The organism is Hyella patelloides LEGE 07179, from assembly GCF_900659865.1.
Lineage (GTDB): Bacteria > Cyanobacteriota > Cyanobacteriia > Cyanobacteriales > Xenococcaceae > Hyella > Hyella patelloides.
The window spans coordinates 20,255-32,456 of sequence record NZ_LR213820.1 but is presented as its reverse complement, the minus strand read 5'-3'; the positions used below and the strand labels follow the sequence as shown (position 1 = coordinate 32,456).

Below are 12,202 nucleotides of genomic sequence, written 5' to 3'. Positions count from 1 at the left end.
CGAAAGCAATGATGAAGCAAGTAGTAGCTGCGAGAAGACAGGGGATCATCAACACACCAAACCAACCTACGTAGAGGCGGTTGTTAGTGCTAGTAACCCACTGACAAAACTTCTCCCAAGAGCTGGCACTTGAGCGTTGTTGTAGAGTAGTAGTCATATATGATTATGATTGCGTTATGTATTTAATTGTCAAGGTTCGATTAAGAACTGGATGGGAAACGGGATTAAAAATGATGTGTTTCTTTCATCCATATTTACAGAATAACTAAGTATGGGGATTTTGTCAAGTTTTGTAACAGCAATTATGAGAATATCTATCATAAGTTGTACTTATTTCTTCTTTTCAGCAATTTGGTAAATTATAATTATAAAGATGCCGTATTACTTAAAATTATCAAATCTTTCTCACCAATCCATTCAATAATGCTCTGGTTAGTAGCTGATTTGCAAAGTAACAGAAGCTCGGACTGTTTGCTCTCCACCGATGACAGGCGTATTTATCCCAGCATCTTCTCTTGACAGTGCCTCGGCTGCAATAGGCTGGGGTGGGGGAACACTGTCTTCATTGACTTGAATACTGACAATCTCTTTGGACGTAAGATTGAGAGTCTTTAAAACAGCATCTGCCATAGCTTGAGCATCAATAGTTGCTTTACGGAGAGCTTCAAATTGAGCTTCAGAGATTGCTTCAGGGGTAGCGGTAAAACTTACTCCATCAATGCGGGTAGCTCCTGCTTTAACGGTTTCATCTAACAAAGTTCCCACAAGCTCGGTTTGGAGGCGAAAGCTGACCGTATTTGTGCCAATGTAACCCACTAAGTTTCTTTGGTTATTGCTATAGTCATAATCTGGTACGAGCCTAATGCCAGTAGTTTGTAGCTGTGAGATATCTTTTGAGCGTAGTAAATCCACCACGGCTGATGTTCGCTTGGCTACTTCTTGTTGTACCTCTGTCACAGTTCTTCCCTGAATCTCTACTCCCAACCTGACTTGTGTGAGGGTGGTGGCAATTCTTTCGCTCCCATTTCCAGTTACTGTCAACGTTTGCAATAATTTTTCTTCGGCTATAGCTGGATTAATCAAAGTTAAACTGAGAAAACTGCAAATGGCAAGCAATCTGCCTAAACGCAGGTTCGCTACAGTAAATCGACTTATCTTTGATTGTTTCTCTTCTTTGTTCATTGTTTACTCTCTACATTCGTTTAGTTCTAGTCAACTGCTTCATCCTTCTTAATATCAACCATAACAATCTGTGAAAGAGCGATTGCTATCTAGGTTGCTCTCTGCATTTCTAGAAATGATCGCCCCAATTAGAAACAGTATTAATTGCCTTTCTACCTTCCCTTTTAGTCAGCATTCAGTAAGTCCGCGATTTTCGAGGTTTCCAAGGGAAGTTTAAGTCGGAAGCTTGCCCTAAAGGACTAACTTCGTGTCGCGCAGTAATTTGGCAATATATTGTACCACGGAGATGGGACGCGGGGTCTGACCACTTCTGCTGCTTCTGATGTAGAGAAAATATCATCTCTTCACGCTGGCAAAGAACATATCTTATTCAAGAGGAGAACTTCCAACTATAAGGAAAAAGTGATTAAATCACTTCAAGAACCAACAACTCACTGAGCAGGATCGCGCCCGTCGAGGAAGCTCCTAGAATTCATACAGACGAGGATAGAGGTTCGGGCTGCTAATTGTACCCCAGACGCAATTAGCGATTAGTACTCTAATCCCATGCATCTCAGAACATGGGATTAGACTGAGTGAATCAGGACTGTGTTCTCAATCAACTATGGGTTGAGCGATTAACTTGACAATCCTGAGCCCCTTGAGTTTACGACGCGCGCCCCGAAGGAAGTCCTTTAGGGAAGCTAGTCCTTTAGGATACGCCCCGTCTTAGGAGCTTCGGAAGCTCCGAACAGTATTACTATCGGTTTCATACCTGTCTTGAACGAGTTGCTCATTGAGGGAAACCCCCAAGACCGCACTCGTTCGCTAAATCAGCAACGCCCAAAAAAGAAGTACAAGACGCTGGAATGACTGCTGAGAAGAAGTCAAAGAACGCCACGAGGGCGGATCTAGCGATCGCCCTGTGATTAAAAATACGTAACTAAGAAATATTAGAGAGTTACTACCTTGGGAAGATTCACTACCTAAGTAAATCTGTCTAAACTGAAAATAGATAACAATCATGAGTCTATTAAAGAACTTCTGGTATTCCAATCAATCTCAATCAAACACAGCCTTTAGATAGACAACAAATAAGCTTGAATCAATGGTTTTATAATTTTGGTGACTCAAACTACTCTACTGGATAATCGCTTTTTTATTCTGCACGTAGAACGAACTAACAATTTCGGTAAGGTTTTTTTTGGATTAGATACTTGTCACAATCCACCACGCAATTGTGTAATTAAGGTATACAATCCGATCGCTCAAAAACCACAGCTTCGGGGGTGGATTGCCAAAGAGTTTTATCAAGAGGCAGTACATCTTAAACAAGCAAGTTTAGTTAATCAATATCTTCCTGAAATCTACGCTTATTTTCACAACTCTCAAGCCTATTACATTGTTAGAGAATCAGTCGAAGGTGCAACCCTCGAAGAAAAAGTCAAAAATACAGGTACGTTTTCTCCTGAAATGGTTAGAGAAATTTTGCTGAAACTTTTGCTGGTGTTGGACAATTTACACCAACAAAAGATCATTCACCAGAATATTCAACCGAAAAATATTATATTGCGTCATAGCGATCTCGCTCCCGTATCAATTAATTTTGGTAATATTGAGCAGATAGTAAGAACATTTGATTTTCATGGTGAGCAGAATATCTTTTCTCTTAACGATACTCATAGTTATGCTCCTTCTGAACAAGTACTAGACAAGTCGATTCCTGCTAGCGATCTCTATAGTTTGGGATTGACTGCAATTTATTTACTAACAGCTAGAAATCCTGTAGATTTGGCTATTGATTTGGATTCAGGAAACTATATCATACCTTCAAAAATTAAAGACTTGGATTCCGATTTAGCTGCTGTAATTGTACGAGCTATCAATCTAGATCCTAAAGATCGCTACTCTTCAGCGAAAGAAATGCTGATTGCTTTATTAAAAGAAAAAACTCAAACATTTTTAAGTTATGAAAATCCAACAAATCACCTTCAAAACCATAGCTTATACCCCAAAAAAGCTATTTCTAAACTTACTCAAAATAAACCCTTAACTACAGTCAAAGTTACCAAAAAAACCTCAACAAAATCTTTAAAAAACAGTTATATTCAGGAAAGAAAGCGCAACAATACGCCAAAAATATTAAACTGGGGAATAATGCTAATAATTATAATAGGAGGTTTATATTTGATTAATCGAGGCGTGAGTACTTGGCAAGGCAAAGAGAATTCAACTCAAGAAGATAGTTTCAGAACGAAACTACCAGAGTCATCACTCTCACTGCCTTCTACCTTATCTAATTTTCCTGAAACCTCTTCTAATAATATTAATCAAGAAAAGCCTTCTACTAAAAAACCCTCTTTACTTAATAGTGATTCATCAGATTTACTAGAAATACCAATCTTTACTACGGGAACAAACAAAAAACAACTAAGAAAAATATTAGGAGAACCCAACGCTATTCAAAAAGGATATTGGCCCAATAGTAGTGCTTGGATCTACAAAGATTTAGCTAAAGGCTCGATAGATTTAGGCTACTTGTTCGATCTGAATACAGATAAATTACGTCAAACTGAAGTAGCAATTGCGCCTGCTGTTGGTTTAGAAACGATTAAAGAAATTCTAGATAGTTTATTACAAGGTAAGCTTACTGATGCAGTTGCTCTTGAACTACAAAGTGTTTATCTTCGTCAAACAAATACCTATTTATTTAAGTTAGAAAATTTAGAAGGAAGTATCGAGCGCGATCGAGATGATAATATTTACATCGGAGTTTGGGAAGCAGATTTCCACTAGGATGAATCGGTTGTGAATATCATGATTAATTCGCTCCAAAAATTGAGTAATTCGCTAAGATCGACCTAATTAAAATAGTTAATTTTTGTCGTAATGAAACCAATACCCACACTCGAAGCTGCTTCTGGTTTACGCTTAATTATGCGTCGAATCAAAGCTATTTTACGTCCTGTAGATTTTATTACAGATCGCGCTCGCCAATATGGAGATTTTTATCAACTTAAATTGAAAAATGCGCCTCCAACTGTGATGACTAGCAACCCCCAAGCGATTGAAAATATCTTTACTGCTTCTACTGATAAATTTGAAGTAGGTAGAGGTAATAAGATGTTAACTTTCTTGGTTGGAGATAATTCTTTGCTGTTATTAGATGGGAAAGAACATAAAAATCGCCGACGTTTGTTAATGCCTCCTTTTCATGGGGAATCTTTACAAAAATGTAGCGATCAAATAGTGGCTATCACCAATAAAGTTATTGCAGATTGGCAACCCAATAAAGCTTTTACAGTTCGTCCCGTAATGCAAGAAATTACTTTGCGAGTGATGTTAAGTGTGGTCTTTGGGATTGATTCTGGAACGAGATACGATCGCTTGAGAGAGTTATTAACGGCACTTCTAGATATTTTTAATACTCCTTTAAGCTCTAGCTTTATGTTTTTCTCTTTTCTCCAAAAAGACTGGGGGAAATTTAGTCCTTGGGGTCGTTTTTTGCTTTTAAAACAAGAAATTAGACAATTAATTTATGCGGAAATCGCCGAAAGAAGGGAATTATTAGCTTCAGGAACTTCAGGACTTCGGGATATTTTTAGTTTATTGCTATTAGCTAAAGATGAAAATGGCGAAGGAATGACAGATGAAGAATTACACGATGAATTAATAACTTTATTGTTTGCAGGACACGAAACTACGGCTTCTGCTTTAGCTTGGCTTTTTTATTGGATTCATTATCTACCAGAAGTTCAAGATAAGTTGCGTTTTGAATTAGATTCTGTGGGAGAAAATCCAGATTATAAAACAATTAACAATTTAACTTATTTAGATGCAATAGTTTCTGAAACTTTACGAATTTATCCCATTGTTGCTGGGGCTTTCGGACGTATTTTAACTCAGCCAATATCGGTTATGGGATACGATTTAGAGCCAAAAACTTGGTTAATGGTTTCTATTTATTCTTTACATCATAGAGAAGATTTATATCCCGATCCAGAACAGTTTAAGCCAGAAAGATTTTTACAAAAAACTTATTCTCCTTATGAATATATTCCCTTTGGTGGAGGAAATCGTCGCTGCATAGGTTCGGCATTAGCACTATTAGAAATGAAGCTCGTCACCACTACCGTTTTATCCCGCTTTCAATTGGATTTAACTAGCAACCATCCCCTGTTTCCCGTACGTCGTGGTTTAACCCTTGCTCCTCCATCTAGCTTTAAAATGAGAATAAAAAATAAACTAGCTTAAGAAGTTATTTAGAAATAAGAATTTAATAAAATCCCAAATTAAAATATCGGTGCGTTAAGCTTACGCTAACAACACCCTACCTAATCTAATCTGTAAGTTATTTAATTCACGATCCTTAGTATTCTATGATTGTTGGGTTTCATGCTTCAAACCAACCTACTAGCTGATAAATGATAACTGATAACTGGTAACTAATAATGTTGTGTATTGAAGAACTTTTACAATTAGAATTATTTCAACAACTTCCTGAATCTCGTCTTAATTGGATATGCGATCGCGCTGAAGAAATTAAGCTCACAAAAGGAGAAGTTTTAGTAAGAGAGGGTGATATCCACAGGGGATTTTTTATTCTAATTTCAGGTAATATGGGCATTACTCGCTTGAGTGAAGGTATTCAAATGCCTGTAGGACAACATAATGCTCCTGCTTTCTTTGGAGAAATTCAGATTTTAACTGATGATTTAGTCCCTGTTACTTTACAAACCTATACCGATTGTCGTCTTTACGAAATTAGTAGTGAAAACTTTCTGATCGTACTTCATGAATGCCGTAACTTTGAAAGAACCATTTTTCAGGCAGTACGAAACCGTCTTAGAGGATTAGAGTCATTTATCCGCAATCGCGAGAAAATGGCAGCATTAGGAACTTTAGCTGCGGGTTTGGCTCACGAACTTAATAACCCTGCTGCTGCGGTAGTGCGTTCTCTACAAAGCTTGATTCCAGCTACTTTAGAATTGCAACGCATGAATTTAGTTTACGGACAGCGTAACGTAGAAGATGAGCATACAGCGCAATGGCAGCAAGTTAGAGACGATGGTTATGAATTCTTGCTTAACAATCATCGTATAGAACCCTTAACCTTAATGGATCGCGAAGATGCTTTACTGGATTGGTTAGAAGATTATGGAGTCAAAGACGCAGGTAAATTAGTCGAACCTTTAGCAACAGCCAATATACAACCTGAGCTTTTAGAACAGCTAATGGCAAGATGGCGCGATGATTCTACGGAATTAAGAGATATGGGGATACGCTGGTTGGCTTTATCTTTCGATGTAATGATGATGATTCAATCAGGTTTGCGGGGCGCAGAAAGAGTTTCTGAATTAGTTAAATCAATGCGCTCTTATTCTCACTTAGATCGGGGTGCAAGACAACAGGTAGACATTCATCAAGGAATCGAAGATACCCTACAATTACTATCCCACAAATTAAAATATGGGGTTAAAGTAAAGCGAGTTTACGATCGCAATCTTCCCCAAATCCCCGCTTACGGTAGCGAACTCAATCAAGTATGGACTAATTTAATCGATAATGCGATCGCTGCAATGTCAGGCAAAGGCACAGTGGAAATTATCACTCTGAAAAAAAGCGATCGTATAGTTGTAAAGATCATTGACTCTGGAATAGGTATTCCTTTAGAAGTTCAATCTCGAATTTTTGAACCCTTTTTCACCACCAAATCTGTGGGAGAAGGTTCGGGTTTGGGTTTAGATGTTGTTAGACGCATCGTCGAAAACCGCCATCGTGGAGCGATTTTTTTAGAATCCGAACCAGGTAAAACTTGTTTTATTGTTTGTTTACCAATCAATATGGGCAATGCTGAAAGCGAGCAATAGCTGTATCAATGAGATGAATTTGACGGCAGGAAATGCGTGAGTGTTAAGAATCATTCTTGCGATAGTAAATAGCGTTCAGTTATGACAACTTTAAGACCATGTTTTGGTCTCAAACTAATCGAAGCTTGGGGTACGATCTGCTGATTTGGCGATAACGAAATTTGAAACTTAGGCGCGATTGTGGCTACTATTAAAACTGCTTCTATCAGCGCGAAATTCTTGCCAATGCAAATACGAGAGCCGTCTCCAAAGGGGAAATAAACACCTTTGGGTAGCTGTTTTTCTAGATCGTTAGCCCAACGCTCTGGTATAAATAAATCGGGGTCTTTAAAATAGCTAGGATGGCGGTGCATTGTCCACTGGCTCATTAGAAGTACACATTCAGCAGGTACGAAGTAACCACCAATTTCGCAATTTTGAGCAGCTTTGCGAAGTATCAAAGGAACGGGCGGGTAAAGTCGCATCGCCTCCTTGATTACCATATTGGTGTAGGGCAAATTAGGTATGTCTGCAAGGGTAGGGTAGCGATCGCCTAATACTGCTGTTAATTCTGTTAATAATTTAGACTGCACCTGGGGATGCTCGGATAATAGTATCCACATCCATGACAAAGCATTAGCGGTTGTTTCATGTCCTGCAAAAATGAGAGTAGCAACTTCGTCTCTTAACTGCTTGTCACTCATCACGCTACCATCTGCTTCATCTTGTGTCTGCATCAACATCGACAGTAGATCGGTCTTAGCTTTAGCTTCATTACTGTTTCGCCTCTGACTAATAATGTTATAAATAGTTCTGTCTAGAGCTTCAATCGCTCTTTTAACACGCCAAGACTCTGGTGTGGGAAGCCATTGTAACGGATTTTGTCCTGGCATTTTTTGAAAATACTCAAGTGCGATATCGAGAGCAAAAGCAATAGTCTTGGCTTCTTGATGGCTTAAATCGATACTAAATATTGTTTTGACTATAATATTCAAAGTCAGTGACATCATGTCTTGGTGGACATTGCGAATTTCGCCATTTTGCCAGTCTTCAAGCATCTGTTCGGTATTAGCCACCATAACATCTGCATAAGTAGCTATCTGTTTTTGGTGGAATACGGGTTGAATTAAACGTCGTTGGCGAAACCAGGATTCTCCTTCGCTTGTAATTAATCCTTCTCCTAAAAGGCGACGCAAAGCATTACCCTTTTTAACAAATAATTTTCTGTTATTTAATACCTGCTCTATATATTCGGGGCGATTTAAAAACAAAGCAGGAGTATTGCCCAAACGCAGAGGTACAATATCTCCATATTCACGAGCGCATTGGGTTAAAAACTCGATCCTTTCCTTACTTAGGCTAGGAAGATGACCGAGAAAAAATTTCGCTTTGGGATGAGGTAATGCAAATACATTGGCATTCATGGTTCAATTCTTCTTTTTTAAATAATATTTTTTAGTTAGAAATAGAATAAAAATCCGTTAATCCTGCGATCGCAAAACGGCTAACTACAGCGATCGCTTGTTCCAGAGAAAGGAAATCTGGCTCAGATTCTTCCTTTTGCTGCATCCACCAAACAGCAGTACGACTGACCATCGCTACAATAGACGTACTTAATAGTTCTAATTGGGATTCTGGAATTTCTACAGGGTGGATTTCTTTTAAAAGTTCGCTGAACCAATCTGCATATTGTTTGCGTAGGCTAATTCCTATTTGCATTCCCGCATCTAAACCTGCAAACCCAACTTGAAATAAATCGCGGTTTTCTCTTGCAAAGCGAAAAAATATGGCGATCACAATTTCGATAATTTCATTTCCAGAATATTGAGACTCTCTAGCCTCATCAAGAATTTGTTTTAACTCTTTGTCTAATTCGGCAAATCCTTCCTTTAAGACAGCAAGATATAGTTCTTCCTTCGATGCAAAGTGCAGGTAAAAAGTCCCAAAACCTAGATCTGCTGTCTCGGTTATTTGGGCGATCGTTGCAGATGTTAAACCTGTTACAGCAAAGACTTTCCGTGCAGCATCTAGTAAGCTTTTTCTAGTCTCTGCTTGACGGCGCGATTTACGACTAGCTCGCTTTTCTTTTTTGTCTTTTTGACTCATTATTTTTAGTGATAGCAATATCATTACTGATGATACTATCATTTTAAACAGAGTTTATTGCTTCGAGACCAAAGTTATTTTGCTTGTTGCAAAATCGATCGGATTTTAATACTTCTTAATTAAGGATTTTATAGGAATTTTTATGTATGAAGTTTCAAGATATTCAAGCCCACTTTTCAAGCCTTATTGAGGCTTAAACGAGAAGTATTGGATCGGAGACTGTTTGTTAAACAAAAATTAAAGGTTTGGAGTATCTTAAGATTTATTTTATAAACAGCCTCTCAGATTTTGTATCACAACTAACCAAAACTTCTTTGGATCGTCAAAATGTCATAGCGTTGTCATCTTATTGACATTTTTAGCTGTTAAATTATAGCTACTTAAATTTTTTACTTGAGCGATCGAATTATGGATGCATTTTTGAATAATGGAACATTATTTTGGGACATTCCTGTACTCAAAAAAACCCGCCAGTCTATTAAAAAGAAAAATAACAGCAAATCGACTCATGCGGTAGGAGTATTTTCCCATCATCGAGATGTCAAAGTGGCGTTAGACGATCTTCGAGATGCAGGTTTTCCCAAAGATCTGGTTACGGTAATTGCTCGCGATCCTAAAAATTATTCTTGGTCTTCTAATTCAGATATTCATAACCACTTGGATAAAAAGAATTTAAGCTGGAATCAAATTGCTCAACATTTTTATCAGCGATTATTTCAACGAGAACAATATCTAATCTTGGTCGTAGGAAACGAAAAAGAACTCAACTTTGCCAGTTTAATTATGGGTCGTAGGAAACGTCATGCACGAGTTTTCTTGATGGATGCAGAATAATAGCTTTTTTAAAGTTAGATTCTTAAATTTCCGTTTTTCAGTAAGCTCTCATGGTGTGTGCGATCGCTATATTAAACTAGATTTGTTGCTTTAGCAAGAGTAGAGAGCTTATCGTTTTGTCAACACTCGCGCGACCGAAGGAAGTCCTTTAGGGCGTTCCTTTGCCCCCAAATGCGATGGGGATAAACACGAAGATGCGACGGGTATAAACGCCTGACGGCGACGCAGGGTCGCTCGTCAAAAGTGTTTTAACTCCAACGACGAAACTTACGACAGACTTTATTGTATTATTGTTTTAAAAATTGAATTTGGCGATGCGATCCTTTAATTGACAAATCTTTGATATACGCCAAATGATGCAACGCCAATAAAACACTAACTATTAACAGTGAAAAGGAACAGTAGCCCAAGGTGTTAATAGTAGTAATAACCAACTCCAATAAACTAAATTAGGCGAGTTGGGTAGGGTTGCATTATTAATTAAGGCATCAATTCTTTGAGATAAACGATTATCTGGTAATGGCAGGGAAAAACCCACTTCAAAACAAGGAGTAGGTTGTAAAGATGTTTGTGCCACTGTTAATAAAGACTCTGCTAAAGTAAGAGCATCTACGGTTTTTGCTGCCTCCAAATCTGCTCTAATTTCTCTTAATAACAACAATTCTTCCCATAGAGTTTCGGTATTCTTTAACCAAGAGGTACAAGTGCGTAGCCAGCCCAGCCAGAAAAAATAAAAAGTGTCACGATAATATAAATGAGCCTTTTCGTGAGCTAAAACAGCTTCTAATTGATTTTCATCTAAAATATTTAATAATACTTGACTAATGACTAATTTAGGTTGCCAAAATCCAATTTGAGCAATGTAAGGTAGATCAATATCAATTAAATTTACTTTGGTATTTTGGATTGATTTTTCAGGGTAAGTAGTAATTTTTTGCTGAGAAAGCCAAGCTTGATATGCTAATTTGCCAAGATGAAAGCCCAAACTACAAATAAAAGCCAAGCCTAACCAATAGCTAAACCCACCAGCCTGTAAGCCCAACATCTCTCCATGTGCGCCCATTAAAATAATGGCTAACACAGTAGTAATTAAAATTAATGGTGGAAATAAGAAGCAAAATAGAGATCGCTGCCATCTTTGTTCCCAGTCACCTTTTGTACTAACGGGAATCGAACGTAATCCCCAAGCAATCACTAAAGCAGTTAAGATCATGACTAGATGCATTACGATCCCTCCTTCCTTTGTCTCCGTATTGCTTTGAGTTTAGCAGCAATCGCTTCTATTTGTTCTACACTGGCTATGTCTAAATGATCGGCAAAAGATGCCACAACTTCTGCATTACCGACAGCTAAAAAGTCATGTAAATGTTCATAGGCTTTGAGTGCTTGGGCTTGTTGACGAGATATTTTGGCTTCCCATTGAAACGCCCTACCTTTTTTTTCCTGTTTCTGACAAATTAACCAGCCTTTATTAGTTAAGCGACGCAATACTGTTGTCACAGAAGTATAGGCTAATTCGCGGTTAGGATCGGCTAAAATGCGATCGTGAACATCTTTAACCGTCACTTTGCCTAATTGCCAAATAATTTCTAAGATCTCTGTCTCTAACGAACCCAAAGACATCTTTTTTGGGCGATAATTGGGTAATGGAGTCATCTGGTAAGGATTGAGGGATGAAGGATGAGGAATAAGGAAATAAATAAGTAATAGATAACTACTGTTAACTGTTAAAGAGCATCTCCTCTAATATATGCTACAGCTACTATTAACAGTAAACAACCGATAAAGGTACAGCCCAGAAGAAATAAGACAAAAATCTCTCCTGATGAAAGGGGCCGATCTGTAGGATCGAGATATGCTGTACTGGGTTTGCGATAATTATTTTCTGCTTCCCAACCTTTGGGTGCTTGAATTACATTGATACGAGAATAGCCTATTTTTAAATCATATAGCGATCGCCTTTCTGGGCTACTAAGAGTTGCATAGGCTTCATTGAGGCGTTGAAATTTGGTGGTTGCTACCGACGGTGATAACTTTGTGGTATCGGGATGATATTTCTTACTTAAGCGACGATAACAACGACGAATATCCACTACCGAAGCAGCAGGATGAAGCCCTAAAATATCGTAATACGTGCTTGTTAATTGAGTATATTTTGGCAGAGTTTTACTACTGGTTTGCCTATTTTTGCGATCGCTTTTCACTGACAATCCCTAACTTGATAGTTTCCTTTTCTCAATAGTTAACGAATT

Annotated in this window: 10 protein-coding genes and 1 pseudogene; 4 read left to right on the top strand and 7 right to left on the bottom strand. The window is 38.1% G+C overall.

Annotated elements, in window-relative coordinates; translation table 11 throughout:
• Positions 1-157, bottom strand: a pseudogene (locus H1P_RS10955) (photosystem II q(b) protein); the annotation flags it as partial.
• Between the two features lie 275 nt (positions 158-432).
• Positions 433-1,182: an SIMPL domain-containing protein gene (locus H1P_RS10950; protein ID WP_144867128.1), complete on the bottom strand. Its 750-nt coding sequence runs from the start codon at positions 1,180-1,182 to the stop codon at positions 433-435.
• Between the two features lie 1,104 nt (positions 1,183-2,286).
• Between H1P_RS10950 and H1P_RS10945 the strand changes: the two genes are divergently transcribed.
• The 3 genes from H1P_RS10945 (at position 2,287) to H1P_RS10935 (ending at position 7,031) form a co-directional block, all read left to right on the top strand.
• Complete coding sequence (locus H1P_RS10945; protein WP_186375931.1) at positions 2,287-3,957, top strand: serine/threonine protein kinase; 1,671 nt, start codon at positions 2,287-2,289, stop codon at positions 3,955-3,957.
• 93 nt (positions 3,958-4,050) lie between these two features.
• A complete protein-coding gene (locus H1P_RS10940) occupies positions 4,051-5,415 on the top strand; it encodes a cytochrome P450 (protein ID WP_144867124.1) in 1,365 nt (454 codons plus the stop codon).
• 197 nt (positions 5,416-5,612) lie between these two features.
• Entirely contained in the window at positions 5,613-7,031 is a 1,419-nt protein-coding gene (locus H1P_RS10935; protein WP_144867122.1) for a sensor histidine kinase, read from the top strand.
• Between the two features lie 50 nt (positions 7,032-7,081).
• On the opposite strand, the gene H1P_RS10930 is transcribed toward H1P_RS10935, so the two are convergent.
• Entirely contained in the window at positions 7,082-8,434 is a 1,353-nt protein-coding gene (locus H1P_RS10930) for a cytochrome P450 (RefSeq protein WP_144867120.1), read from the bottom strand.
• Between the two features lie 31 nt (positions 8,435-8,465).
• Positions 8,466-9,116: a TetR/AcrR family transcriptional regulator gene (locus H1P_RS10925; protein WP_186375930.1), complete on the bottom strand. Its 651-nt coding sequence runs from the start codon at positions 9,114-9,116 to the stop codon at positions 8,466-8,468.
• A 408-nt stretch (positions 9,117-9,524) separates the two neighbouring features.
• Between H1P_RS10925 and H1P_RS10920 the strand changes: the two genes are divergently transcribed.
• Positions 9,525-9,950 (top strand): hypothetical protein, encoded by a 426-nt coding sequence (locus H1P_RS10920; RefSeq protein ID WP_144867116.1) that lies wholly within the window; start codon positions 9,525-9,527, stop codon positions 9,948-9,950.
• A 382-nt stretch (positions 9,951-10,332) separates the two neighbouring features.
• On the opposite strand, the gene H1P_RS10915 is transcribed toward H1P_RS10920, so the two are convergent.
• From H1P_RS10915 to H1P_RS10905, 3 genes are all read right to left on the bottom strand, one after another.
• A complete protein-coding gene (locus tag H1P_RS10915) occupies positions 10,333-11,175 on the bottom strand; it encodes a M56 family metallopeptidase (protein ID WP_144867114.1) in 843 nt (280 codons plus the stop codon).
• On the bottom strand, positions 11,175-11,606 hold the full coding sequence (locus H1P_RS10910) for a BlaI/MecI/CopY family transcriptional regulator (RefSeq protein ID WP_144867112.1): 432 nt from the start codon (positions 11,604-11,606) through the stop codon (positions 11,175-11,177). The genes H1P_RS10915 and H1P_RS10910 overlap by 1 nt, the downstream gene beginning before the upstream one ends.
• Positions 11,607-11,677: 71 nt before the next feature.
• Positions 11,678-12,154 (bottom strand): J domain-containing protein, encoded by a 477-nt coding sequence (locus H1P_RS10905; protein ID WP_144867110.1) that lies wholly within the window; start codon positions 12,152-12,154, stop codon positions 11,678-11,680.
• Positions 12,155-12,202: the final 48 nt, after the last annotated feature.